Here is a 26,062-nt window from a genome sequence, read left to right as displayed (position 1 = left end):
TCTATGTCTGTAATCACACTTATTTTAGGTACATTGGTGGCAATTGAATTTCTGTATATTTTTTATCTAGAAACGATAGCCACAACGTCTGTTAAAACCAGAACGACGTTTAATTTATCAGCATCAGATATGGAAAGCAAAAGTATACAAGTATTGTTTAAAAACCAAGGTGTCTATAATGGGTTGATTGCAATTGGACTATTCTATAGTTTATATCTATCGACAGCTTCAAAAGAAATAACTTCCCTGATCTTAGTGTATATTTTACTTGTTGCGTGTTATGGCGCGTTAACTAGTGATAAAAGTATTTTACTTAAACAAGGAGGATTGGCGTTATTGACGTTGGTATCGCTGATTTTTCTAGGTTAAAAAAATAGACCTTCTTCCTAATGAAGAAGGTCTATTTTTATTTTAAATACGATTCTTTTGTAAATTCAACATCTTCATATTGTCCTGAATCCCCAAAATAGCGATTGTATCGTTGTTTAAGTCGTCTAAAGAAATACGTCACGAATACTTTGACGATACAATAAATCGGAATACCAAAAATGACGCCAATCAAACCTAACAACTCAGCCATTACCAGTAAGACAAATAAAATAGTCACAGGATGCATCTTTAAGCGATCTCCCATCACACGTGGCAAAATCAAATGGCTGTGCAAGAGTTGTACGCTAAACCAAACAATCACAAATTTGATGACCATAACAAATGAGACTTGTAGTGCAATGATCATAGCGGGAATAAATACGATAAAGGGACCAAAGTAAGGAATGATACATAAAATGGCAGCTGATAAGGCAATGACTCCAGAAAAGGGAAGGCCAATCAGTAAAAATAAAGGCCAATCAATAATCCCTAAAATAATCGACGCAACGACTTGTCCTTTTAAATAATCGCCGATTTGTTGATCGATAATAGAGACGATGGTTGAAAAATCTTTACGAAATACAGGTGGTACAAGTTTGTAACTATAACTGTATAGATTTTTTTTGTCTTTTAAAAAGAAAAAGGCAACAATGGGACCTGTAATCAAAGTGATCAAGGTGGTCGAGACTGCAGAGAATACACTGCCCACACCATGTGCGCCTTTTTCAAGATACACTTGAGCATAGCCTTCGATTTTTGTCCATAGTTCATCAATTGAATTTTTAGATTGATTAAACATATCGGCTAATGGCGTATTTTCGATAAATTTTTGCACGATTTCTTGGGCATCATCCCAAATTTTTGGAAACTGATGCACTAATTCAGCGCTTTGAGAGGCGATACTAGGATAAATCAAGACACCTCCTAATACGAGTAATCCTAATACAACAATAAAGACGAGCGATACTCCCCAGATACGAGGGAGAAAACGTTCTAAACGATTGACGATAGGATTAAAGATATAATAAAGAATCATGGCAAAGATAATGGGTTTCATAATAATCGATAAGATAGTAAGTAACGGTGAAAATACGAATGAAATAGTCGAAAGTATCCAGATGCACGCAGCACCTAATAGAATACTCACAAAGCTAAAAATTAAATTTTTTCCACCTAAAAATTGAATCCAATTTTTTTTAGAAGTTGGCATTATTCATTCTCCTTCATATAGAATAACTATAAGTATAAAGCTTTTCGCAATAAATGTAAAAATTCGATTAGTGTTACACTGTACGAAAAAATGTTTTTTCGATAGTATAGTAAGAAAATGGAGGCGGTTAAATGGAAAAAAATAAAGCATTTTTAAAAAACTTAGGCGCAATCGAGAAACACATCTCTATTCAAACACCTAAAATTATACATCGGGTTGATGTTGTCTATCATCAAGAGATTCAGTCAGGGGTACAATTGAAATTAGATTTATTGATTCCGAATACTTCGGATGAAAAACCCGCGATTTTATTTTTACCTGGTGGGGGATTTACTTCAGCAGACTATCATAAAACGCTACCGTTACGTTTATTTTTAGCACAAAAAGGATATGTAGTAGCAAGTGCTGCTTACCGTCCTGTACCAGAACAATTTCCAACACTTGTTCATGATGCAAAATATGCACTACACTTTTTGTACGAACAGGCAGAGGCGTTGCAAATCACCCGTGAACAAATCGTAGTGATGGGAGATTCTGCGGGAGGCTACCTTACACAGCTATTAATGGTGACGGCAGGAACATCTCAATTGCTTCCTGACGATATTCCGGTTGACCATACGCAAGTAGCGGCTTGTGTATCTTTATATGGCTTTTCAAATTTATTAAAAATGACGAATCTTACACAATTTCAACCAGGCACGATTTTTTCAAACCAAGATAAATTATCACCAGAAAAAGTGTTGCTAAAAGGTGCTTCAGCCGACAAAGCAACTCCTTATACAGCAGAAGAATTATATCAACTAGCCAAACAAGCTAGTCCGCTTCATTATGTACACACAAAAAGTACATTCGCACCGATTTTATTGATGCATGGCGATCAAGACCATCTCGTTCCAATGGCACAGTCGACTGAAATGTATACCGCACTAACCAAAAGTTCGACCAAAGCCGATTATTGGATGATTGCGGGTGCCGATCACGGGTCGGTAGAATTTTCACAACTGGAATTATTTGAAGCGATTGCTGATTGGTTAAGCCAACAGTTTACACCGAAGGAGGAGTTTGATGTCAACTAAGTTACTATTTACGAATGCTTGTTTTGAAGTAGCATATAGTGGTCCAGAACACTATCCGACACAGACGAAAAAAATAACGCGACATGTTGAAGTAACAGATGGACACGTCACTGCACTTCATGAAATGATTCCTTTACACCAACATGACTATACTCAAATTGATGTTGGGCATCAGCTTGTACTGCCTACCTTAAAAGAACGTCATTGTCACTTAGATAAGAGCAAATTGTTGACGCCTTGGCAGCCTATTACACCAGCAGATTCACTCGTGACACGCTTTACAAATGAAATCACGGAGTTGAATCAATTAGAAGTGTCTTTAGTTGAGCGCGCTAAAGCCCTGATTGAATTGGAGATGCAGCATGGAGTGACCTTTTTTCGATCACATATTGATGTTCATCCAGCAGTGGGTTTATCTTATCTAGACCAAACGCTCCTTGCCTTATCTGAATACAAGGATAAGTTGGCATATGAACTAGTCGCCTTCCCACAACATGGTATGTTACGCTCTCAAGCTTTTTCTTTTGTTGATCAAGCATTGAGTCATGGTGCAACGGTTATCGGCGGAGTAGATCCTTATTCATTAGATCAAGATGTCGAACGTTCTTTAGCACAAACCTTTGAACTTGCAATTAAACATCATGTTCCAATTGATATCCATGTTCACGATCGCGGCATTGCGGGTAAAGCAACAGTTCGTGAATTGATTCGATTAACAAAAGAAGCAAGTTGGCAAGGAAAAGTTGCCATCAGTCACGCTTTTGGACTGAATGATTTTGAACAGGAAGAACGTGAGTATGTTTTTTCTGAATTAGCAAAAGAAAAAATCCAAGTGATTTCAAGTGTGCCAATCGATGGTGTCATTCCACCTTTGATGGAGTTACAAAACGCTGGAGTCGATGTTTTCTTAGGATGCGACAACATTTACGATTCATGGTCACCGTTTGGAGATGGAGATATTACCGAAAAGTTAGTTCGATATTGTGAACTGTTTCGTCAAACGAGCCAAATCGAGTTAACCAATGCATTATCTCGGATAACAGATGGCTATCAGATTACAGGGAGTCCTTTTTTACAAGTAGGAATGGACGCTTCATTTATAACAACAAAAGCAAGTTGTGCTGCAGAATTTGTTGCACGGAAAGTTCCAATTACGACAAGTGTATACCGTGGTAACTTGGTCTATTCACACTAAAAAAATACCTTACGCCAATTGAAAGGCGTAAGGTATTTTTTATGGTTTGGTTGGTACTGTATTTCGGATCAAACTTGCCCATTCGAATTCTGGATCGATCAATTCACCATTGACGAAACGGTAGGTCAACGTTTGATCTGTCCCATTGACGTTTAAAGTCAACGTAAGTTGATCTTGATCTTGCGTACTCGTAAACGTACCACGATCGGCAATTCCTTTTCCATCTCCAAAACGCTCAAATGTACCGTCAGGATTAAAATTATAAGTTGTTTGGAAATCGTATGCTTTATTTTTAGTACTCCACGTACCAATTAAGGACTGTGTAAAATCAGTAGGAGTTTGGAGATAATCTGGTTGATAGAGTGACGGATCAAACACTGCAGTTGCATTGTCGATTCGATCAAATAGTCCTAAGTAGCCAAAGTTCATTTTTGAGCCATCTTGATTTAACGCTGCTAGTTGATAAGTCCCGATATTGTCGATTGAATTATTGAATCCGTACAGTTTTAACAGCCACATATTCGGTGTAGCAGCAGCAACACTTAACGTTCCAGAAGACGTGATTTCGCCTGTAAAATGCCATGAACCATCTGAATCGATTGTGAGCGTATTTGCCTCATTTGACCACGTGCCAATCGGAAGGGTTTGTACGAGTTGTGGTTCGCTAGTCGCTAGATTATCTGTCGATTCGGTGCTTTGTGTCATACTTGCTTGAGTACTAGATTCCACCTTTGAATCAAGAGTGGATGACTGTATCTTATTCGTACTTTCCGATGTCGAAGATTTGGATGTAGTAGATGTTTGGTTAGTGATCGTCGTATTTGAAGTGGTAGATGAAGGATTCGCTTTTGCACACCCACTTAAGCCACATAGTACTACGATGATAAGTCCCCATTTAATAGAACGCATACGATTTTCCCCCTTTTTTCTTTAGTATAGCAAAAAATGCTCTTTTTTGCAGAAAAGCGTTTGACATTTTAAGGAAAAATCGCTACGCTAAATGTTATTCTATCGGCAAAAGTCGAGAGTAGAAATGAGGAAAAAAAGTGAAGAAAAAAGATCCATCTTTTGGTGAAGCTGCAAGTTTATTGATTGTGATTATTGCATGCATCGCCTATTGCGTAATTGTTGTACAAATGCCAGCAACGGTTGCGATTTTATTTGTATTGGCTATTTTAACAGCATATGTTGCGATTCGTTATCGTTCATTTGATAAAATTCATAAAGGAATCGTTGAAGGTATCAAACCCGGAATTATTCCGATTATTATCTTTATTTTGGTTGGTGCATTGATTGCTGTTTGGATTCAAGCTGGAATTATTCCCACTTTGATGGTGTATGGATTTCATATTTTGCGTGCCGAATGGTTTGTACCAACCGTCTTTTTAGTATGTGCGATTGTCGGAAGTGCAGTTGGAAGTGCTTTTACCATTATGTCGACGATTGGAATTGCTTTTTTTGGGATTGGACTGACAATGGGGATTTACCCTCCACTAGTGGTGGGTGCAATTGTATCTGGCGCGGTATTTGGTGATAAAATGTCTCCATTATCTGAGTCAACCAATTTAGCAGCTGCAGTCGTAGAAGCAGATTTATTTGATCATATCAAAAATTTAATGTGGTCTACAGTACCTGCATTTATTGTCTCATTGATTTTATACGCTGTAGTAGGGCATACGCCGACAAGTGCAAATTTAGATACGATTGATCAAACGATTGCGCAATTAAAGGCTTCTTTTTTTGTATCACCAGTAGCCTTATTGCCGATTTTAGTGATGTTTTTATGTGCCTGGAAAAAAATTCCAGCAATCGCAACGATTTTTATCAACATCGTATTAGGTTTGATAATGAGTAGTATCGAAACTAAAACGATTCCTTTAAAAGAATTTGCTCAGATCATTGATCAAGGATTTGTCGCAACAACACCTGATGAACAAATCAACGCATTATTGTCTCGTGGTGGGATCAGCAGCATGTTGCCAACGATCGCATTGATTATCTTAGCGTTATCATTAGGCGGGATCTTGATTGAAACGAAAATTATTTCAACGGTATTGGATCGTCTGATTCCTAAATTAAATTCAACGTTTTCTTTGATTTTTAGTACATTATTGGCTAGTATTGGAGTAAATATCTTTATTGGAGAACAATTTTTATCCGTAATTTTACCAGGAAATGCGTTTAAAGAAGTATACAAAGAAAAACATTTGGCACCAGTTGTTTTAAGTCGTACTTTAGAAGATGGTGGAACGGTAATCAACTATTTGATTCCATGGGGAATTGCAGGAAGTTTTGTTGCGTCAACATTTGGTATTCCAGTATTGACGTTTGCACCTTTTGTGTTCTTTAGTTTATTGTCACCTCTTTTTTCAATCGTAAGCGGCTTAACGGGAATGGGTGTAAAAAAAGTCCAAGCATAAAGACGTGAAAGTAGGGGAGTATATGCAAAAAAAACGGATGGTCATTTTTGGAGGCAGTGGTTTTGTAGGACAAGCAATCGCAAAACGTGCACTTGCGAATCAATATGAAGTGGTCAGTATCTCAAGAAGTGGTCGACCTGATCAAACAGATGCGTGGTTGAATCAAATTACATTTGTCAAAAGTGATGTATTTGATCCAACACAGTGGCAAGATGTCATCCAACCTGGAGATTGTTTAGTCGATGCGATTGGGATCTTGACACAAAAAAAAGCAAAACACATCACCTATCGACGGTTTCATTATGACATCGTAGAACTGATTATAAAAACAGTCAAAGATATTGATAATCTATCCTTTATCTATATTTCGGCTTCCCAAGGCATTCCGTTTCATTCAGGTTACTTGCGTGAAAAACAACGAGCTGAAGTATTTTTAAAACATCTTCCACTACAAACGGCAATCGTACGTCCTAGTCTACTTTATGGTCCAGGTCGAAAGTATTCAACTGAAATGGCGAAAGGGATCATCCAAGCAAAAAAAATCCCTGGTATGGCCTATTTGTTTAAATCATTTGAACCCCGACCCGTTGAGTGGGTAGGCGATCAGGTTATTCTTAAACTTGAAGCATTAACAAAAGAAAAAGACATCCATTGAAAAATGGGTGTCTTTTTTTATAGCTGAAAACTCCTGCGTTCAATAAATTCTGAGTTTAATAAAACCGTCTTTGTCGTCTTTCGAGGATAAAGAATCTGATCTACGAGTGAATCAATCGCTGTTTTGGCGATTTCGTCAGCATCGATTCTAAATGTTGAAAGTGGAGGACTAATATATTTTGCGATGTCGTTGTCATTAATACTAATAAGTTCGATTTGTTGTGGGACTTGGATATTCTCTTCGTTAAATGCTTGTAATACACCAACTGCAAGTGTATCTGATGCAATCAATATCGCCTTTGGTAACGAGCCTGGATGTTGAAGTAGCTGTTTTGCTAATACATATCCTTGTTGAACTGTAAAAGGTCCTTGTGCAAAAATCAATGATTCATCTAGTATTCCAAATTTTTCAAGCTGCATACGAAAGGTATATTCACGAGTGTCTTGTTTAAAAGTATTGGTTTCAGGATCTAAAAAGCCACCACCAATAAACCCGATTTTTTCATATTTTTTTTGTAAAAAAAAGTCGATGGCTTTTTGCGTCATGCGATCTGTATCGGGTTTAACTGTATCAAATAAATCAGGTTCGGGATTAATTTCTAAAATCACTCCATTTGGACATCGTCGATGAAGCTCTTGGACTTGTAATTTAGTGAATCTTCCCACAGCGACTACTCCACCAATATCATCTGGAATAGAATCAAAGGAATCTTCTTTAGTGAGTGTGCTCATATCCATACTATTTAATTCAGCATATTTTACTAAAGAAGTTTTTAAATTATGAAAGTAAATATCTTCAAATTCTTCGGTCTCATCGATCCAAAAAATAAATAAAATTTTTTCTAGGGTTGTTTTGATTTTTGAACGGTCATAGCCCAGTCCTAAAGCGGTCTGAATAATTTTATGTTTTGTTTCTTCTGTAATGGAAAGCGACTTGTCTCCTTTTAGTAGTCTGGACACAGTAGCTGGAGAATATCCAGAATTTGTCGCAATATCTTTAATCGTGACCATGATATCCACCTCCTGAAGCTTAAGTATAGCGCAATCCAGTATAAACACAACTATAAATTAGTAAATTTATTTACTTTTTATAATAAAATATATTTACTAATATAAGTAAATAATGTATGATGACTTTAGTAAGCGATTACAAATTAGGAGGATATGACAATGAAGAGAACTTGGGGAGCCATTGGATTAGTATCATTAGCCTTAATTTTGGGAGCATGTGGACCAGGAGCGACAACAGAAACAAAAAATCCTGAAAAAAAAGGCGATCAAGCAGATTTAATTGTTTGGGAAGATAAAGATAAAAAAAGTGGTATTGAAGAAGCCGTAAAAGCATTTGAGAAAGAAGAAAATGTGACGATCAAATTGATGGAAAAAGCATATGGCAATCAACTAGAAGATCTACGATTAGATGGACCTGCTGGAACTGGAGCCGATGTGATTACGATTCCTTCCGATCAAATCGGAACAGCGATTACTGAAGGCTTGTTACATGAGTTAACTGTGGACAGTGACGAGCAAAGTAAATTTACAGAAGCTGCGATGAAATCACAAATCGTTGACAAAAAAGTGTATGGGTTACCTAAAGCTGTTGAAACGCAAATTTTGTTTTATAACAAAGAATTGATTGGAGAAAATGAATTACCTAAAACAACCGATGAATGGTTAGCATTATCAAAGAAAATGACAGCTGAAAAATCAGAGCAATACGGATTATTAGCACTATGGGATCAAGTCTACTATGCTCAAGGCGTGATGACGCCATTTGGAGGCTATATTTTTGGAGAGGATAAGGATGGAAATTACGATCCTGATCAATTAGGGATTGATGCTGAAGGAGAAATCAAAGGAGCCGATTACATTCAGACTTTTTACAAAGAAAATGTATTTCCTTCAGGACTCATAGGCGATCAAGGAATTAACGTGTTAGATTCCTTATTTACAGAAGGCAAAGCAGCTGCAGTCATTTCAGGTCCTTGGAATTTAGAACCTTATAAAAAAGCGGGAATTGATTATGGTGTGAAAGAATTACCACTATTGCCAAATGGAAAACATATGTCTTCATTTATTGGTGTAAAAAGCTATAACGTAAGTAGTTACTCTAAAAATCCTGAATTGGCTGAGAAATTTGTTAAATTTATTACCGATGAAAAAAACTCTAAGGTTCGTTACGAACAGACACAAGAAGTTCCAGCATTAAAATCTTTAGCTGAAGACAAAAGTGTGATGGAAAATCCAAGTACAGTAGCAATTGCTGAACAGTCTAAATATGCTGAATTAACCCCTGGAATTACCGCGATGAATTCTGTTTGGGATCCAACAAATGCTGCATTACAAACAATTGCAACCAATAAAGCAACACCTAGCGATGCGTTAAAACAAGCTGCAACGCAAATTAAAGAATCAATTGCTGCAACAAAAAATTAAATGAATGAAAGAGATAGATCAGGATCTGTCTCTTTCTTTTACCCAAAAAAGGAGAAAAAAATGGAACATTTATTGAAAAACACAATGCCGCACGCAATCAAGGCGCTTTTGGCTTCCTTGATTCCCGGTGGTGGCCAACTTCTCAATAAACAATATGGAAAAAGTGGACTCTTCTTTTTCTTTTTTTGTATGTATCTTTTCGTATTTAAAGATCTATTTAATATTGGACTATGGGGATTGTTTACATTAGGAACAGAGGTACCACGTGATAATTCGATTTTTTTATTAGCTGAAGGATTAATTGCCATTATTGTCTTGGGATTTGGTATTTTATTTTATGGAATCAACTTGCGTGATGCTTATCAAAATGGAAAGCGAATCGACCAACAGTTTCGTGTATCGTCTATTAAAGAAAGTTATCAAGCGTTATTAGCAGAAGGATATCCTTATCTCATGAGTAGTCCAGCTTTTTTCTTACTAGTTTTTTCCGTAATTTTTCCGATTTTATTTAGTATTGCACTAGCATTTACGAATTACGATTTGTATCATTCAGCACCGGCACATTTAGCTGATTGGGTCGGTCTAGAGACGTTCAAAAAAATTTTTACGATTTCCATTTGGCGCCAAACCTTTATTGGTGTGTTGGGGTGGACCGTTGTGTGGACACTGATTGCGTCTACCTTGCAAGTTGCATTAGGTATTTTCTTAGCGGTAATCGTTCATCAAAAAGAATTACATTTTAAAAAATTATTTCGTACGATTTTGATTCTGCCTTGGGCGGTACCTGGATTTATTACGATTTTAGTATTTGCAGGATTATTTAATGATTCCTTTGGTGCAATCAATACGAGTATTTTAAACTTTTTCAATCTATCTCCGATTCCTTGGTTAACTGATGCCAACTGGACACGTTTGGCTTTATTGATGATGCAAGGCTGGTTAGGGTTTCCCTATATCTTTATTGTGACGACCGGAACCTTACAAGCGATACCAGAAGACTTGTATGAGGCGGCAACGATTGATGGTGCATCTGCACTAGATAAGTTTAGAAAAATCACTTTGCCGATGGTACTGTATTCGATGGCACCAATTATTATCACGCAATTTACCTTCAATTTTAACAATTTTAATATTATCTATCTATTTAACTCAGGTGGACCCGCGATTCCAGGTTCTACTGCAGGTGGAACTGATATTTTAGTGTCATGGATTTATAAGCTGACAGTCAAAAATAGTCAGTATGCAGTAGCTGCAGCGTTAACGATTCTACTGTCTGTTTTTGTCATTGCCATTGCATTATGGCAATTTAAACGTACGAATTCGTTTAAGGAGGAATTTTAATGGGATTTACGTATAAGCAACAAAAATTTATTCGTCTAAGTTTGACTTATTTTATTTTGGTCCTCATGTCTTGTATCGTCTTATACCCTTTGATTTGGACAGTAGGAGCAAGTTTTAATCCTGGAAATAGTTTGGTGAGTACCTCTATCATTCCTAAAAATGCTACGCTAGCACATTATAAAGAATTATTTGTGATCAAAGATACGTTTTACTACGTTCAATGGTACATCAACTCATTAAAAATCAGCGTCTTTACGATGTTGTTCTCATTGGTTTTTGTTTCAATGACCGCGTATTCTTTTTCAAGATTTCGTTTTAAAGGACGCAAGAACGGATTGATGCTATTTCTACTGTTACAAATGATTCCGCAATTTTCAGCCTTGATTGCAATTTTTGTATTAGCACAAATGCTAGGCTTGATTAATAGTCATTGGTTATTGATTTTTATTTATGTCGGAGGGCAAATCCCGATGAATACGTATTTAATGAAAGGATACTTTGATACCATCCCTAGAGAACTAGATGAAAGTGCAAAAATTGATGGTGCCAGTAATACTAGGATCTTTTTAGAAATTTTAATTCCATTAGCGAAACCAATGCTAGCGGTAGTGGCGATGAATGGATTCACTGGACCATTAGGAGACTTTGCGCTTTCTTCGATTTTATTACGTAATCCTGAATACTATACTTTACCGATCGGCTTGTATAAATTAGTAACAGATAAAATGGGAGCAAGCTATACAACATTTGCGGCAGGTGCACTCTTGATCAGTATTCCAATTGCCGTTATTTTCGTCTTTTTACAAAAATATTTTGTTTCCGGTTTAACAGCTGGAGGAACGAAAGGATAAACTTATGACACGATACGAGGAAGAAACACGCTTTTTACATGGTGGGGACTATAATCCAGATCAATGGTTAGCCTATCCAGAAGTGTTAAAACAAGATTTGCTTTTGATGCAACAAGCACATACCAATACGTTTTCATTAGGAATTTTTGCTTGGAGTGCACTTGAACCTACAGAAGGGCAATTTGAATTTGCATGGTTGGACCAAGTGATGGATGATATCGCGGCTTTTGGTGGAAACGTGATTTTGGCCACACCAAGTGGAGCACGACCGGCTTGGATGGCAGAAGCTTATCCAGAAGTATTGCGAACAAGTGAAAAACGTGAAAAATGTCTACAAGGAGGGCGTCATAATCATTGTTTTACATCACCGGTTTATCGTGAAAAAGTCGCCATCATCAATCAAAAACTAGCCCAACGCTATCACGATCATCCGGCACTATTGATGTGGCACCTTTCAAATGAATACTCAGGTGAATGTCACTGTGAACTTTGTCAAACAGCCTTTCGTCATTGGCTGAAAGCAAAATATGATACGTTGGATGCGTTAAACCATGCTTGGTGGGGAGCTTTTTGGAGTCATACGTATACTTCTTGGGAACAAATTCAATCGCCATCACCGTTAGGCGAAACGATGGTTCATGGGTTGAATTTAGATTGGAAACGGTTTGTGACGGATCAGACGATCGATTTTTATTTACACGAAGTAAACGCCATTAAAATCTATTCATCGACTATTCCAGTTACTACAAATTTCATGGCCGATACGGCGGATTTACTTCCATTTCAGTCCCTGAATTATGGTGAATTTGCCAAGCACGTTGATATTGTCAGTTGGGATTGTTATCCAGCTTGGCATAATGATTGGGAGACGACAGCCTCGTTAGCCAGTAAAGTGGGATTTATCAACGACCAATACCGTAGTCTAAAACAACAACCTTTTTTAATTATGGAAAGTACGCCAAGTGGTGTCAATTGGCATGAATTTAACAAAACAAAACGCCCAGGAATGCATCAATTATCTTCGTTACAATTTATTGCGCATGGTTCGGATAGTAATTTATATTTTCAGTGGCGAAAATCACGGGGGTCTTCCGAAAAATTTCACGGAGCAGTTGTCGATCATGATGGATCCACGAATAATCGCGTGTTCCAAGATGTGGCAACAGTTGGCAAACAATTAGAAAAAATAAAAGAGATCAAAGGGAGTCATAAACAAGCACGAGTAGCGATACTATACGATTGGGAAAATAATTGGGCTTTGGAAAATGCCCAAGGATTTGGATTAAGTACCAAACGCTATCCACAAACATTGCAAGAGCACTATCGCGTATTTTGGGAAGCCGATATTGCAGTCGACATCATTACACCAGATCATGATCTATCGCACTATTCGCTAGTCATTGCACCGATGTTGTATTTGATTACAAATAAAACCATTCAAACTTTACAACGCTTTGTAGCCAACGGTGGAAAATTAGTGGGGACGTATTTGACAGGATGTGTGAATGAGTATGATTTGACTTACTTAGGAGGCTGGCCAAAAGAATTAGCAGAATTATTTGGCATTCAAGTCCTTGAAACCGATACCTACTATCCAACCCAACGTAATGAAGTCGTATTTTGCAATCAATTATTTGAAACCAAAGACTATCAGACACGGATCCAACTTGATACTGCAGCTACATTAGGAACCTATACTCAAGATTTTTATGCACAAGAACCTGCGTGTACAGTGAATGATTATCAACAAGGAACTGCCTATTTTATTGGTGCAAGAACCGAACCACGTTTTTTAAAAGAATTTTATGAACTTTTGATTCGAGAATGTCAGTTAAAGAATCCTTTTATTTTAGAATCTTCACCTGTAGTGTCTGTTCAGACGAGAGAAAATGAAGAGGCTATCTACGTTTTTTTATTAAACTTTTCAGAACAACCATCAGACGTTACGTTGATGAAATCAGGATATGAGTTACTGTCTAGTCGTGAAATCGATAAAAAAGTATCTTTAGCTCCGTATGAGACAAAAGTCATTAAATATCCGCGCACGTAGCTTGTCTACGTGTGTTTTTTTATTGGGCGTATTGTTTGTACTTTTATTAACTTCAGTGTTAAATGAGTTTGAGGAGTTGATTGCAATGAAAATTGCTGTGCGAAAACGAAAAATTGGAAATATCCCGATATTAGAAGTGGTACAAGAAACTAAGATTTATGAAGCATTACCTATGATTGTATACTATCATGGATGGCAAACAGCTAAAGAATTAGTATTGACGCAAGGAAGAAAATTAGCCACAGCAGGATTTCGTGTGATTTTACCTGATGCGATGAATCATGGTGAACGCAAAACAGAGCGTTCTAAAATTCCATCCTTGACCTTTTGGCAAAGTATTCATACCAATCTATTTGAATTTGATACGATCATCGCTTACTTTGAAAAATTAAACCTAACTACTGGAGTATACGGAGTTGGAGGTGTATCGATGGGAGGGATGACCACAACAGCACTTGTGACTCAACACCCAGAAATCAAAGCGGCCGCGTGTATTATGGGGTCACCAGATCTATCGATGTATAAAAAAAGAATTGCTGCAAATGCTAAAAAATACGGATTGATGTTGCCTAAAGATTATGAAGCCTTATTAAGTTGGACAGATCATTATGACTTGATGCAACGTTTTGATACCTTAGGGACACGCCCAATGTTATTTTGGCATGGAACAGAAGATGAGAAAATTCCTTTTGAAGATGTCGAACAGTTTATCAAATCCCATCCGGAGTTAAGGCTTGAGTTTATTCAAAAAGAGGAACGTCATTTAGTGAAAACAGAGACGATGGATCTCGTCACAAATTTCTTTGTGAAACATTTATTAGATTAAAACGGAATCTATAAAGAAAACGAAAAAAATTGAACAAAAAACTAGTTTTTCATTAGACTCTTCTATATAATGGACAAGGTATAAATTTAAGGAGGAGACACTATATATGGACTATCGTGTTTTACTATACTACAATTATACAACTATTGAAGACCCAGAGGCTTTTGCTGCAGAGCACTTAGCATTTTGTAAGTCACTGGATCTAAAAGGACGTATTTTAGTAGCAAATGAAGGAATCAACGGCACACTATCAGGAACAATCGCACAAACAGAGGCATACATGGAACACATGTTACAAGACCTTCGTTTTGCTGATACTATGTTTAAAATCGACGAGTCAGAAGGTCATGCATTTAGAAAAATGTTTGTTCGCCCTCGCCCTGAATTGGTGTCATTAAACTTAGAACAAGATATTGACCCGCATGAATTAACTGGAAAATATCTAAAACCAACTGAATTTAAAGAAGCATTATTAGATGAAGATACAATCGTAATCGATGCCCGTAATGACTATGAATACGATTTAGGTCATTTCCGTGGCGCGATTCGCCCAGACATTCGCAATTTCCGTGAATTGCCACAATGGATCCAAGACAATAAAGAACAATTTATGGATAAAAAAGTGGTTACATATTGTACAGGTGGAATTCGTTGTGAAAAATTCTCTGGCTGGTTATTAAGAGAAGGAATCGAAGATGTAGCTCAACTTCATGGTGGAATTGCAACGTATGGTAAAGATCCTGAAGTACGTGGCGAATTGTGGGATGGTCAAATGTATGTTTTTGATGATCGTATCGCAGTTGAAATCAATCAAGTCGACAAACAAATCGTTGGGAAAGATTGGTTTGATGGTACACCTTGTGAGCGTTATATCAACTGTGCCAATCCTGAGTGTAACCGCCAAATCTTAACTTCTGAAGAAAATGAAGCGAAACATTTAGGCGGCTGTAGCTATGACTGTGCAGCAAGTGAGCATAATCGTTATATCGTCAAACACAATATTTCTGCTGAAGAACGTGTCGCACGTCTAGCGGCTATTCAAGAAGAAGTCACTGCATAAAAAAGAACTCGCACATTGCGAGTTCTTTTTTTGTATTTTTGTCAGCATAGTGAAAATGTGCGATACTAGATAAAAAGGGAGGTAGAGTATATGAACGAAAAACAAACATTCCATATCAATGGATATCTTGGATTACTCTTTTTATTCATTGTGTTAGTAGGCGATGCATTTTTAGTGTATACGGGGGTAACGAATGACAATCCAACATTAGTGATCCTAAGTATTCTGATTGCCATCATTATTTGCTTATTTGCTAGCTCACTGACAATCGTCAGTCCAAATCAAGCAAAAGCGATCTTATTTTTTGGACAATACTTAGGAACCATCAAAGACAATGGATTATTTATCACGACGCCATTGACACAAAAAATCAATGTATCATTAAAAGTACGAAACTTTAATAGTGCCACGTTGAAAGTCAATGATTTAGATGGAAATCCAATCGAAATTTCTGCAGTTGTGGTATTTAAAGTAGTCGATACTGCTAAGGCATTATTTGATGTAGATTATTACAAAGAATTTGTAGAGATTCAAAGTGAGACAGCGATTCGTCATATTGCATCTCAATATCCGTACGATACATTTAATGAGGATGATCTAACTCTTCGTGGCAATACTAGTGAAATTTCCGCAGAACTGGCAAAAGAATTACAAGAACGTTTAGCCGTTGCAGGTGTTGAAGTAATCGAAACACGATTAAATCATTTAGCGTATGCGACTGAGATTGCGAGTGCGATGCTACAGCGTCAACAAGCACGTGCGATTTTAGCTGCGCGTCAAACGATTGTTGAAGGAGCTGTTTCCATGACACAAATGGCTCTAGAGCAAATCCAAGATGGACAAGATATCGTCTTTACCGATGATCGTAAAGTCCATTTGATCAATAATTTACTGGTGTCGATCATTACCGATAAAGGAACGCAGCCAGTTATCAATACCGGAGATATCCAAGAGCGATCTGGGCGATAAAAAAAGAGGGAGTGACAGAAGTCTGTCACCCCCTCTTTTTTGGTAAGATCAATAACACGATTGTTCCTTGATTTGGGATGCTAGTAAGGGAAAAACTTGCTCTTTCTTTATACGCTAACCATAAGCGCTCTTTGATATTTGTAAGCCCGATCCCAGAAAAGCGTTTATGGGGATCTGTTTTTTCTTTCATTCCGATTCCGTCATCAATGATCTCGATTTTAAGCTGCGTATCGGTTTCCGATAACAAGAGATTGATTTGTCCAACGCGTTCATTAGGAAAGGCATGGATAAAGGCATTTTCAACGATTGGTTGTAGTAAAAGTTTTGGTACGATCAATTGGTCACTGACAAGATCTTGATATACATGAACATGAACATGCGTACCAAAACGCATTTGTAAAATTTTAATATAGTCTGCTAATATGGCTAATTCTTCTGCTAATGGAATCATTTCAGCGCTTTGACCGATCGTGTATTGCAATAGGCGAGTAAATGCCTCGATCGCATCTACAGCAGTGTCATTTTCCTGTTTCATAATCTGAAATTTAATCGCAGTGAGTGTGTTGTAAATAAAATGCGGTTGGATTTGCAGTTGTAATGCACGCATTTCCATTTCCCGTTTTATTTCTTCTTGCGCCATAATCTCTGTTAACGAATCGTTTAAATCATCGAGCATTTTGTTGTAAGCCATTTGTAGGGAACGGATTTCTTGTGTTCCAGATACCGGTATTTTGGCAGGTAAATCTCCATAAGCTACAGATTGCAAGTGATCTTTTAGCTCATACAACGGTTGAATTCGTTTTTTGATCAACCAAAAAGCCATTCCAGCACTCAAGCTGATCATTAAGGCGAGCAAGCTATAAATCAAGGGTTGTAAAAATAATTCATTTGCTACGACCTGATTATTGGTGACTAATTTCAAGGTATATCCAAATGTAGCAATGGGGAAATTTTGGATCGTCAAGCTTGCGTCAGATATCATTGAGTTTAAATCGATTAACTTTGTTGCTTTTTGGTTAGATTGATTGCTTGTAATCATTGTTTTTTTTGTATCATAGATAACGATTTGATCGACATCTTCATTGAAAATCGAACGATAAAATTTAGAAAAATCAGAAGAGGAAACAAATAGTAAAGCAACCCCAACAATATGATCTTGGTCATCAAAAATTGCTTTTGAAACGACTAATCCATCTTCATTTTTGACATAAGAAAAGTAACCACGATCAATTTTTTGATAATGTATCTGATACGGCTTGGCAAGTGTGGCCTCAAAAAAAGAACGTGTTTGTAACTCATTCGCAGAGTCGATTGGGTAGACACCATTTTGGGAAAAGAACTTTCCTTTTAAATTGACCAATAATAAGTTAGTAGGGATTTTATCATAGAGATAATTACTTGTCTGAAGACTTTTGGTCAATTCAAATAACAATTGATACTTAGCAACCGGATCTAAAGGATTATCCACTAAATAAGTAGCGATATAGGGATTTTTTTGGAGTTCCAAAAATTGATTGGTGATGCTATCGTTTAATTTAGTGTAATCTTCTTGTACTCTTTTGATACTATTGGTTACGCTTTTCGTATGTGCTTGAACATAGACTTTTTCAGCGCTTTTTAATGTAATGAGGACACTGATCAGTGCAACGACTAAAATACTAACTAAAAAAAGCAGAAAGAACTGAACGAATAATTCATTTTTTTTATACCATTGGACCATATTAAATTCCCCGTTTATATTGACTAGGTGTTTGACCTGTTCGTTTTTTAAATACTTTAGAAAAATAACTAATATCTGAAAATCCGACTGCTTCAGCTACTTCAGAAATCGTTAAACTTGCTTGATCAAGTAGATCTTTTGCACGTTTAATACGAAGCTCTGTCAAATACTCGGTAAAATTCATATGAACGACTTGAGCGAAAAGTGACGATAGGTAGCTGTAATTGTAATGAAATTGCTCGGCTAATTCCTTCAAGGTGACTTGACGATGTGTATTGCGATATAGATAATCTGAAATTTCGTGAAAAGGTAAGTTGGCTTCTTGTTCTCTTGAACGAAAAATGTCTATTAGTTGACGTAATCGTGTTGAAAAACCATCGATCATTGTCAGTTTTGTTTGAGCTAGATTCATTTCTTGTAAAAATTCTAATTTTATTAAGGCCAACTCTTGAGAAGTGAAATTGAGTTGTTCTAATTCATTGATGAGTGCAAATAGTAAATACGAAAAATGTTCTTTTACTTGCATCTCAGATAGTACAAGATGTCGTAAATGCAACAGATGATCAAGTAAAAATTCAATTCCCCCAATAGGATCATCTACAGCAAAATAATGTTTAAAGGTTTGCTTAGGAAAATTTGGAATCGCGTCAAATGCTACAGAATCGTCAACAAATAATAGTTGAGTGTCTTCTAAAGCGAAACCAAAATCAAGCTTAGGTTGAATTTTTTCCATTAAAAGAATCGAGAGTTGCGTTGAGTCTGAAATAAAATCAGCTACAAAGAATAGCTGTTTTTGACAAGTGAAATTCGTATTGATGACTCGTTTGATCGCAGTGGAATCAGCTGGTGTATCAATGAAAAAAAGATACATTTTTTGAAAGAGTACTGAAACGATCAATGTATTTGGAAAAAGTTGTGCGAAGTATTCTTTCAACGGTTGCTTGAATTTTTCCGGTTGTTTGGTTACTTTTGCTACAAGTAATAAAGGACGTTTGGTTTGGAACCTCGAAAAAAAAGCATGTTGATCACTATTGACAGCACTTGTCGTCAACAATAATTTCACTTGCATTTCTGCGGAATGTGAGACGAGTAAGTTAGGTGTGTCTTGATTAAAACGCGTCAATAAAGGTGCGATTTCTTTTTCTGAGAAAGAAGCCTTAAGCAAGTAATCTGATGCGCCTAATTGTAGGGCTTGTTTGACATAATCAAACTCACTATAGTTGCTTAAAATCAAAATATGTAAGGTTGGTTGGATGCGCTTTGCCTGCTGAATCAATTGTAATCCATCCATTTTTGGCATAATTAAGTCTGTAATCAGTAAATCAATCGGGTGTTGTTCGAGTAAGTCTACTGCTTGTTCACCATTTTCGACAGCTCCGATTACATTATAGCCGTATTGTTCCCAAGGAATTAAATCAATCATTGCGTTGCGTAATTCATTTTCATCGTCTACAATCAATAGTCGCTTCACAAAGCATCCTTCTTTCTGTTCAAATTGGTAAATATTTTATGTTTTTGTATTATTTTTGAAAGCGTTAACAAAAGTATTAAAAATGTGTGTTATTTAGTATATCATGAATTCACAAAGTAAAGGGGGAAGTAAGCATGAAAAATTTTATTAAGTGGTCGCTGCTAGGAAGTTCAGTATTTTTACTAGCCGCTTGTAGCAATGGGGATGACAAAACAAGTGATAGTGGCAAAAAAGACAATTCTGAATTAGTGGCTTGGGCGTGGGATCCAACGTATAATATTAAAGCATTAGAAGAAGCAGATAAAGTCTATGAACCAGATAAAGAAAATCTAAAAATCGTCTCTAGTTCGCAAGAAGATGTTGTACAAAAATTAAATACCGCATTGAGTGCAAATAATAAAGATGGGTTACCAAGTATTGTTTTGATTGAAGATTATCGTGCACAAGGATTTTTGAAATCGTATCCAGATGCTTTTGAAGATCTAAGTGATATTGTGAAAAAAGACGATTTTGCAGAATATAAATTCCCATCGATCTCAAATGATGGCAAAGTATATGGAATTCCATTTGATAGTGGTGTAACAGGAATGTACTATCGTTCGGACTTATTAAAAGAAGCGGGATATGAAGAAGATGCGTTGAAAGATATCACGTGGGATGACTACATTAAAATCGCAAAAGATGTGAAAGAAAAAACAGGAAAAGCGATGCTAACGGTTGACCCAAGTGATCTAGGATTAGTTCGTGTCATGATGCAATCAGCAGGCTCTTGGTATACCGATAAAGATGGTAAAGTCGATATCGAAAATAACGATGCACTAAAAGCTGGGTTAAAAGTTTTTGCTTCTTTAATCAAAGATGGCATTTCTGAACCAGTAGCTGGATGGGATGCTGGAGTTGAAGCAGTGAATACTGGAAAAGTAGCCTCTACAGTAACAGGTTCTTGGTACTCTAGCTCGATCAAACAAGCTGAAGATCAAACTGGAAAATGGCATATTGCACCAACACCAAAATTAAGTGATATTAAAGGTTCAGCTAATGCCTCTAACTTAGGTGGTTCAAGCTGGTATGTACTAAAAGGTGTGGGTGACACAGAAAAAGCAAAAGCCTTTATGAAAGATACTTTTGCAAGTAGCAAACCATTGATGGAAACATTGACAAAAGAAATCGGATTAGTAAGTACCTTAAAAGCTGCGAAAGAAACACCGATTTACCAAGAGCCAGTAGAATTTTATGGGGATCAAAAAGTATATGCTGACTTCTCAACTTGGATGAATGATGTACCTGCAGTCAACTATGGTCAAGATACGTATGCGATCGAAACAGTGATGTCAGAATATGCCCAACAAATCATCAATGGCGATGATATCGATAAAGTCTTAAAAGATGCACAAAAACAAGTGGAAGCAAGTGTAAAACAATAAACTTTTGAGAGTAGGCTTGCCTACTCTCTTATACATATAGGGGATAATAGGGGGATATATCATGGAACAAAAAACCACACGTAAAAGTAACGGCCGCAGTTTTATTTTACTACCGATTATTTTGATTTCATTAGTTGTCTTTGTACCAATGATTTTTGCATTGATTCGCTCGTTTCAAACGGGTGCACCGACTGCGATGACCTTTAACGGCATCGACAATTACAAACGGATGTTTACCGATACAACGTTTCGAAAGGCATTTGTGAATACGTTTATTTATTTAATCATTCAAGTACCGATTATGCTATTTTTAGGATTGATTTTTGCACAATTACTGAATGATCGTAAATTAAAGTTTAAAGGTTTTTTTAGAACGGCTTTATTCTTACCTGCGATTACGTCGTTGGTCTCGTATTCATTGATTATCAAAAGCTTATTTGCAACCAATGGATTTGTAAATAATATGTTGTTAAGCCTAGGCTGGATCGACCAAGCAATTCCTTGGTTAACCGATTCTTTATGGGCTAAGATTTTGATCATTGTCTCGATTACATGGCGCTGGACAGGATACAACATGATTTTTTATATTTCTGGGATGCAAAATATCGACAATGAGATTTATGAAGCAGCTGAAATCGATGGTGCGTCAAAAATCCAACAATTCTTTAAAATTACGATTCCGAATTTAAAACCCATTATTTTATTTACGACGATTACCTCAACGATTGGAACATTGCAATTATTTGATGAAGTTCAAAATATTACCAAAGGTGGACCAGCAAACGGAACGACTACGTTATCACAATATATTTATAATTTGAGCTTCCGCTTTACGCCAGACTTTGGCTATGCAGCAGCGGTTTCATTTGTAATCGTCTTCTTTATTGTTTTATTATCACTAATTCAACGTATGGTTTTAAAGGAGGAGAAATAACATGAAAAAATTCGGCTCGATTGTAAAATATATTGTCCTCATTTTTGCTTCGATTATTTCATTATTTCCATTTTTATGGATGATTTTGAGTACGACCAATAAAGCGGTTGATATCAATGCAGGGAAATTTATGCTAGGCGACCAGTTGATGGTCAATATTCAAAATATGTTGACCAATGATGTGGGTTTTTTAAATTCATTGAAAAACTCAGCGATTATTGCGCTCATCACCACGATTTTTGCTTTGATCTTATCTTCAGCCGCAGGGTATGGATTTGAGATTTTTAAAAGTAAACGTAAAGAATTTATTTTTAATATTTTATTATTGTCAATGATGGTCCCATTTTCTGCTTTGATGATCCCATTGTACACGATGTTTAGCAAATTAAATGGAACACCGTTTAAATTTTTAGGACTGGATTCTTTAGCATCTGTGATCATTCCAAGTATCTGTACCGCCTTTTTAATTTTCTTTTTCCGTCAAAATATTAAGGCATTTCCTAAAGATTTAGTTGAAGCGGCACGAATCGATGGACTAAATGAGTGGCAAATTTTCTTTCGTATTTATATGCCAGCTGCAAAAAATACCTATGCAGCAGCAGCCATTATTACATTTATGAATAGCTGGAACAATTATTTATGGCCATTGGTTGCGTTACAATCACCAACGAAACGTACAGTACCACTCGCCTTATCGGTGATGGGCGCATCCTATACACCAGATTATGGTATGATGATGACGAGTATTGTCGTAGCCACAATTCCAACTGCAATCATTTTCTTTGTCTTACAAAAACAATTCGTACAAGGGATGCTAGGTGCAGTTAAATAAAAATAAGGGTAGGAGTATGAGTATGGTGATGATTACAGAACAAAATAACACATTTCATTTAACAAATGGCCGAATCAGTTATCTTTTTCAGGTCGAAGAATTTGGACAATTGGCACAAATTTATTATGGAAAAGCAATCAAACATTACTCAGGACACTTTCGCTACCCTAGACTTGACCGCTCATTTTCACCAAATCCAGCGGAAACGACAGATCGTTTCTTTTCTTTAGATACTTTATTACAAGAGTATCCAACAAATGGTAGCGGTGATTTTAGGGAACCAGCGTTAGCGCTAGAATTCGCAGATGGTAGTCAAGTCACGCAATTGGTGTTTGATCGTTATGAAATAGTAACAACAAAACCAGAGTTGATGGGATTGCCACAATCTTTTGCACAAAAAGATGAAGCAAAAACACTCGTGATCTATCTCAAAGATCCCGTTAAAGAAATTGACATTGCATTAATGTATACCGTGTTTCAACATATGGATGTGATTGCACGTTCAGTGAAAATCACTAATCGTAGTCAAGCTGTTGTAAAACTACAACAAGCGGCAAGTCTAGCATTTGATTTTGCGACTTCACCAGGACAGTTGCAGCATCTAAGTGGAGCTTGGGCACGTGAACGTATGATTATTCGTGAAACCATTACAAGTGGAGTCAAAAAAATTGCGAGTACAAGAGGTGCTAGTAGTCACTTTCATCATCCTTCTTTTACCTTGTTAACGCCACAAACAACCGAATTTCAAGGTGAAGCATTTGGATTTTGTTTACTCTATAGCGGGAATCATCAATCGATGATTGAAAAAGACGCGTATGATCAGGTGCGTGTTACCATGGGAATCAATCCAGATAAATTTTTGTGGACACTACAACCTGAAGAAACGTTTACTACACCAGAAGCCATTATGGCCTATAGTGCTCAAGGGTTAAACGAGTTGTCGCAGCAATTTCATCGCTTTTTTGAAGAACATGTGATTCGTTCACCATTTAAAAAAACACCACGTCCGGTTTTGATCAATAATTGGGAAGCCACGTACTTTGATTTTAATCAGGAGCGCTTAGAGACCTTAATTGATGAAGCGAGCCTACTTGGTGTCGAATTGTTTGTTTTAGACGATGGGTGGTTTGGCAAGCGTGAAGATGATCAGACTTCACTTGGCGACTGGCAAGTGAATACTACGAAATTGACTAAAGGCTTAGCTGGAGTATCCGATTATGCACATGCTCATGAGATGCAATTTGGCTTATGGTTTGAACCTGAAATGATTTCTGAGAAAAGCGAGTTGTTTGCACACCATCCAAATTGGGCGATTCAAACACCACAACGCAAACGTTCATTAAGTCGTAGTCAATATGTACTAGACTTGGCCAATCCTGAAGTGCAAGATTATTTATTTGATGCGATTGCGGCTATCTTAGATCAAACGCAAATCGACTATATCAAATGGGATATGAACCGAAATATTACTGAAGCGTACAGCACAAGTTTAGCATATGATCGTCAAGGTGAGTTTTTCCATCGCTATATTCTAGGAGTGTATGCATTATTAGAACGATTGTGTGTAGCCTATCCTGAGGTCATGATTGAAGGCTGCTCTGGCGGTGGAGGTCGATTTGATGCTGGGATGTTGTATTATACGCCTCAAATTTGGACAAGTGATGATACGGATGCGTATGAACGATTAAAAATCCAATATGGAACAAGTCAACTTTTTCCACCATCCACAATGGGCGCTCATATTTCAGCAGTTCCGAATCATCAAACGGGTCGTTATACATCGCTTGCGTTTCGTCGGGATGTCGCGATGTGTGGGATTTTTGGACTAGAACTAGATTTAACGGCTTTAGCACAATCTGAAAAAGCAGAATTAGCTGAAGCCATCGCATTTTATAAAGAGCATCGTCAATTATTACAATACGGAGCTTTTTATCGGTTAGTGAGTCCATTTGAACAAAAAGATGCAGCGTTTATGGTCGTAAATCAAGAGAAGACTGAAGCAATCGCGTATTATTATAGAGGGTTGATCGAACCTTCAGAACCGTTGCATGTTCTAAAATTTACGGCATTGGATCCAACCAAACGCTATCAAGTCAATAATGAACAAATACTCTATGGAGATGAATTGATGCAGATGGGACTTTATGTACCACTACCACAAATTGGCGATTTTCAAAGTATTTTATTTCATATTAAAGCAATATAAAAAAGGAAAGACTCGATCGAGTCTTTCCTTTTTTATATTTGATGGATAAGTTTACCAGGTAAAACATAGAGTGAATCCAAAGGTTTTTCAGGTGTTAAAATACGACAAAGCAATAACTCGATCAACAAGTCGGCCATTTCTTCCATCGGTTGAGCAATCGTCATAAGATGGGGGAAATAGGTTTGGATCATTTTCGTTCCATCATATCCAATCAAACGTAGATCTTCTGGAATCGAAAGGTGTAGTTCACGACAAAGGTTGGCAACGAGTAGTGCGGTAAGGTCATCCGTACAAAAAAGTGCATCAAAATCGCGATTGAGTAAGATTGTTCTTAGCTTTCTTAACTTTAAGGCAGGTGAAGATTCAAATTCAGCAAAACGATAAACGTGTTCAGTCAAATCGTACTTTTCAATAAATTCTTGATAGCCAAGCAGACGGTCATTTGTTGGTGAATTAGAAGAAAGACTACCTGTAACGATTGCAATCTCTTTAGCCCCTTGCTGATAAAGGGTTTCTGTTGCAAGATAACCACCATATAAATTGTCACTACCTACAATAGGAATCCCATCTGCTAAATAGCGATCAAAAGATACAACGGGTAAATCGAGTTCTTTATATTCTTCGATCCCTAAATTATGCGCGCCTGCAATGATTCCATCTACTTTATTGGCATGAAGCATATTTAAATAGCTTCGTTCTTTTTCACTATTGTGTGCACAATCGCATAAGATTGTTTTATAACCACGTGTAAATAACTTTGTCTCTAGTAATTCGACCAATTCTCCAAAAAAAGGATTGGCGACAGTGGGGAAAACTAACCCAATTAATTGGGTTTTTTTTCCTTGTAAAGAACGTGCTAAAGAGTTTGGTTGATAATTTAGTTCTTTCATCGCTTCGTGTACTTTTTGGATCGTTTTTTGACTTAATGAGCCATAATTATTGATGACTCTAGATACTGTTGTTGGTGAAACACCGGCTTTTTTTGCAACGTCGGTTAGTTTTACTACCATATGAACTC

At 36.9% G+C, this 26,062-nt stretch carries 22 protein-coding genes; 16 read left to right on the top strand and 6 right to left on the bottom strand.

Features of this window, described 5'->3' with window-relative positions:
• The first annotated feature begins 3 nt into the window (after window positions 1–3).
• Window positions 4–369: a DUF1304 domain-containing protein gene (locus I573_RS09910; RefSeq protein WP_016186556.1), complete on the top strand. Its 366-nt coding sequence runs from the start codon at window positions 4–6 to the stop codon at window positions 367–369.
• Window positions 370–406: 37 nt separating this feature from the next.
• Here the strand turns inward: I573_RS09910 and I573_RS09905 are convergent, their stop codons facing one another.
• A complete protein-coding gene (locus I573_RS09905) occupies window positions 407–1,579 on the bottom strand; it encodes an AI-2E family transporter (protein WP_016186555.1) in 1,173 nt (390 codons plus the stop codon).
• Window positions 1,580–1,710: 131 nt separating this feature from the next.
• Between I573_RS09905 and I573_RS09900 the strand changes: the two genes are divergently transcribed.
• Together I573_RS09900 and I573_RS09895 are read left to right on the top strand one after the other, a co-directional pair.
• Entirely contained in the window at window positions 1,711–2,655 is a 945-nt protein-coding gene (locus tag I573_RS09900; RefSeq protein WP_016186554.1) for an alpha/beta hydrolase, read from the top strand.
• Window positions 2,645–3,850, top strand: coding sequence for an amidohydrolase family protein (locus I573_RS09895; protein ID WP_016186553.1), 1,206 nt, complete (start codon window positions 2,645–2,647; stop codon window positions 3,848–3,850). Before I573_RS09900 ends, I573_RS09895 begins: the two co-directional genes overlap by 11 nt.
• A gap of 39 nt (window positions 3,851–3,889) precedes the next feature.
• On the opposite strand, the gene I573_RS09890 is transcribed toward I573_RS09895, so the two are convergent.
• Window positions 3,890–4,759, bottom strand: a complete 870-nt coding sequence (locus I573_RS09890) for a hypothetical protein (RefSeq protein WP_016186552.1) — start codon at window positions 4,757–4,759, stop codon at window positions 3,890–3,892.
• Between the two features lie 137 nt (window positions 4,760–4,896).
• Between I573_RS09890 and nhaC the strand changes: the two genes are divergently transcribed.
• A complete protein-coding gene (nhaC, locus tag I573_RS09885) occupies window positions 4,897–6,270 on the top strand; it encodes a Na+/H+ antiporter NhaC (RefSeq protein WP_016186551.1) in 1,374 nt (457 codons plus the stop codon).
• Between the two features lie 22 nt (window positions 6,271–6,292).
• Window positions 6,293–6,925 (top strand): NAD-dependent epimerase/dehydratase family protein, encoded by a 633-nt coding sequence (locus I573_RS09880; RefSeq protein ID WP_016186550.1) that lies wholly within the window; start codon window positions 6,293–6,295, stop codon window positions 6,923–6,925.
• Between the two features lie 17 nt (window positions 6,926–6,942).
• On the opposite strand, the gene I573_RS09875 is transcribed toward I573_RS09880, so the two are convergent.
• Window positions 6,943–7,935: a LacI family DNA-binding transcriptional regulator gene (locus I573_RS09875; RefSeq protein WP_016186549.1), complete on the bottom strand. Its 993-nt coding sequence runs from the start codon at window positions 7,933–7,935 to the stop codon at window positions 6,943–6,945.
• A 153-nt stretch (window positions 7,936–8,088) separates the two neighbouring features.
• Between I573_RS09875 and I573_RS09870 the strand changes: the two genes are divergently transcribed.
• The 7 genes from I573_RS09870 to I573_RS09840 all read left to right on the top strand — a co-directional run bounded on the left by I573_RS09870 (window position 8,089) and on the right by I573_RS09840 (window position 16,457).
• Window positions 8,089–9,360: an extracellular solute-binding protein gene (locus I573_RS09870; protein WP_211213410.1), complete on the top strand. Its 1,272-nt coding sequence runs from the start codon at window positions 8,089–8,091 to the stop codon at window positions 9,358–9,360.
• Between the two features lie 60 nt (window positions 9,361–9,420).
• The gene (gene ganP / locus I573_RS09865) at window positions 9,421–10,701 is read left to right on the top strand and encodes a carbohydrate ABC transporter permease (protein WP_016186547.1); all 1,281 of its coding nucleotides are present in this window, start codon (window positions 9,421–9,423) and stop codon (window positions 10,699–10,701) included.
• The gene (gene ganQ / locus I573_RS09860; protein ID WP_016186546.1) at window positions 10,701–11,552 is read left to right on the top strand and encodes a galactooligosaccharide ABC transporter permease GanQ; all 852 of its coding nucleotides are present in this window, start codon (window positions 10,701–10,703) and stop codon (window positions 11,550–11,552) included. Before ganP ends, ganQ begins: the two co-directional genes overlap by 1 nt.
• A gap of 4 nt (window positions 11,553–11,556) precedes the next feature.
• Complete coding sequence (locus I573_RS09855; RefSeq protein ID WP_016186545.1) at window positions 11,557–13,602, top strand: beta-galactosidase; 2,046 nt, start codon at window positions 11,557–11,559, stop codon at window positions 13,600–13,602.
• Between the two features lie 85 nt (window positions 13,603–13,687).
• Window positions 13,688–14,428, top strand: a complete 741-nt coding sequence (locus I573_RS09850) for an alpha/beta fold hydrolase (RefSeq protein ID WP_016186544.1) — start codon at window positions 13,688–13,690, stop codon at window positions 14,426–14,428.
• Window positions 14,429–14,534: 106 nt separating this feature from the next.
• Window positions 14,535–15,488, top strand: a complete 954-nt coding sequence (trhO, locus tag I573_RS09845; protein ID WP_016186543.1) for an oxygen-dependent tRNA uridine(34) hydroxylase TrhO — start codon at window positions 14,535–14,537, stop codon at window positions 15,486–15,488.
• Window positions 15,489–15,578: 90 nt separating this feature from the next.
• The gene (locus tag I573_RS09840) at window positions 15,579–16,457 is read left to right on the top strand and encodes an SPFH domain-containing protein (protein WP_016186542.1); all 879 of its coding nucleotides are present in this window, start codon (window positions 15,579–15,581) and stop codon (window positions 16,455–16,457) included.
• Between the two features lie 25 nt (window positions 16,458–16,482).
• On the opposite strand, the gene I573_RS09835 is transcribed toward I573_RS09840, so the two are convergent.
• Together I573_RS09835 and I573_RS09830 are read right to left on the bottom strand one after the other, a co-directional pair.
• Window positions 16,483–18,177 carry a sensor histidine kinase gene (locus tag I573_RS09835; RefSeq protein WP_016186541.1) on the bottom strand — a complete coding sequence of 565 codons (1,695 nt, stop codon included), beginning with the start codon at window positions 18,175–18,177 and terminating at the stop codon, window positions 16,483–16,485.
• 1 nt (window position 18,178) lies between these two features.
• On the bottom strand, window positions 18,179–19,648 hold the full coding sequence (locus tag I573_RS09830) for a response regulator (protein WP_016186540.1): 1,470 nt from the start codon (window positions 19,646–19,648) through the stop codon (window positions 18,179–18,181).
• A gap of 134 nt (window positions 19,649–19,782) precedes the next feature.
• On the opposite strand from I573_RS09830, the gene I573_RS09825 reads away from it, so the two are divergent.
• The 4 genes from I573_RS09825 to I573_RS09810 all read left to right on the top strand — a co-directional run bounded on the left by I573_RS09825 (window position 19,783) and on the right by I573_RS09810 (window position 25,044).
• Entirely contained in the window at window positions 19,783–21,072 is a 1,290-nt protein-coding gene (locus tag I573_RS09825) for an ABC transporter substrate-binding protein (protein WP_016186539.1), read from the top strand.
• Window positions 21,073–21,133: 61 nt separating this feature from the next.
• Complete coding sequence (locus tag I573_RS09820) at window positions 21,134–22,006, top strand: carbohydrate ABC transporter permease (protein WP_016186538.1); 873 nt, start codon at window positions 21,134–21,136, stop codon at window positions 22,004–22,006.
• 1 nt (window position 22,007) lies between these two features.
• The gene (locus I573_RS09815; protein WP_016186537.1) at window positions 22,008–22,838 is read left to right on the top strand and encodes a carbohydrate ABC transporter permease; all 831 of its coding nucleotides are present in this window, start codon (window positions 22,008–22,010) and stop codon (window positions 22,836–22,838) included.
• Between the two features lie 22 nt (window positions 22,839–22,860).
• Window positions 22,861–25,044, top strand: a complete 2,184-nt coding sequence (locus I573_RS09810; protein WP_016186536.1) for an alpha-galactosidase — start codon at window positions 22,861–22,863, stop codon at window positions 25,042–25,044.
• Between the two features lie 32 nt (window positions 25,045–25,076).
• Here the strand turns inward: I573_RS09810 and I573_RS09805 are convergent, their stop codons facing one another.
• Complete coding sequence (locus I573_RS09805; protein WP_016186535.1) at window positions 25,077–26,054, bottom strand: LacI family DNA-binding transcriptional regulator; 978 nt, start codon at window positions 26,052–26,054, stop codon at window positions 25,077–25,079.
• Between the last annotated feature and the right edge of the window lie 8 nt (window positions 26,055–26,062).

The sequence above is a fragment of the Enterococcus sulfureus ATCC 49903 genome (genome assembly GCF_000407605.1).
In the GTDB taxonomy this organism is placed as follows: domain Bacteria; phylum Bacillota; class Bacilli; order Lactobacillales; family Enterococcaceae; genus Enterococcus_G; species Enterococcus_G sulfureus.
The sequence above is the reverse complement of the archived record's forward strand: the minus strand, read 5'-3'. Positions and strand labels throughout refer to the sequence as shown.

Bases quoted from the DNA above. Each gene is read 5' to 3' on its own strand.
- I573_RS09910 (WP_016186556.1), top strand. From the start codon at position 4: ATGTCTGTAATCACACTTATTTTAGGTACATTGGTGGCAATTGAATTT.
- I573_RS09905 (WP_016186555.1), bottom strand. From the start codon at position 1,579: ATGCCAACTTCTAAAAAAAATTGGATTCAATTTTTAGGTGGAAAAAAT.
- I573_RS09900 (WP_016186554.1), top strand. From the start codon at position 1,711: ATGGAAAAAAATAAAGCATTTTTAAAAAACTTAGGCGCAATCGAGAAA.
- I573_RS09895 (WP_016186553.1), top strand. From the start codon at position 2,645: ATGTCAACTAAGTTACTATTTACGAATGCTTGTTTTGAAGTAGCATAT.
- I573_RS09890 (WP_016186552.1), bottom strand. From the start codon at position 4,759: ATGCGTTCTATTAAATGGGGACTTATCATCGTAGTACTATGTGGCTTA.
- I573_RS09880 (WP_016186550.1), top strand. From the start codon at position 6,293: ATGCAAAAAAAACGGATGGTCATTTTTGGAGGCAGTGGTTTTGTAGGA.
- I573_RS09875 (WP_016186549.1), bottom strand. From the start codon at position 7,935: ATGGTCACGATTAAAGATATTGCGACAAATTCTGGATATTCTCCAGCT.
- I573_RS09870 (WP_211213410.1), top strand. From the start codon at position 8,089: ATGACAATGAAGAGAACTTGGGGAGCCATTGGATTAGTATCATTAGCC.
- ganP (WP_016186547.1), top strand. From the start codon at position 9,421: ATGGAACATTTATTGAAAAACACAATGCCGCACGCAATCAAGGCGCTT.
- ganQ (WP_016186546.1), top strand. From the start codon at position 10,701: ATGGGATTTACGTATAAGCAACAAAAATTTATTCGTCTAAGTTTGACT.
- I573_RS09855 (WP_016186545.1), top strand. From the start codon at position 11,557: ATGACACGATACGAGGAAGAAACACGCTTTTTACATGGTGGGGACTAT.
- I573_RS09850 (WP_016186544.1), top strand. From the start codon at position 13,688: ATGAAAATTGCTGTGCGAAAACGAAAAATTGGAAATATCCCGATATTA.
- trhO (WP_016186543.1), top strand. From the start codon at position 14,535: ATGGACTATCGTGTTTTACTATACTACAATTATACAACTATTGAAGAC.
- I573_RS09840 (WP_016186542.1), top strand. From the start codon at position 15,579: ATGAACGAAAAACAAACATTCCATATCAATGGATATCTTGGATTACTC.
- I573_RS09835 (WP_016186541.1), bottom strand. From the start codon at position 18,177: ATGGTCCAATGGTATAAAAAAAATGAATTATTCGTTCAGTTCTTTCTG.
- I573_RS09825 (WP_016186539.1), top strand. From the start codon at position 19,783: ATGAAAAATTTTATTAAGTGGTCGCTGCTAGGAAGTTCAGTATTTTTA.
- I573_RS09820 (WP_016186538.1), top strand. From the start codon at position 21,134: ATGGAACAAAAAACCACACGTAAAAGTAACGGCCGCAGTTTTATTTTA.
- I573_RS09815 (WP_016186537.1), top strand. From the start codon at position 22,008: ATGAAAAAATTCGGCTCGATTGTAAAATATATTGTCCTCATTTTTGCT.
- I573_RS09810 (WP_016186536.1), top strand. From the start codon at position 22,861: ATGGTGATGATTACAGAACAAAATAACACATTTCATTTAACAAATGGC.
- I573_RS09805 (WP_016186535.1), bottom strand. From the start codon at position 26,054: ATGGTAGTAAAACTAACCGACGTTGCAAAAAAAGCCGGTGTTTCACCA.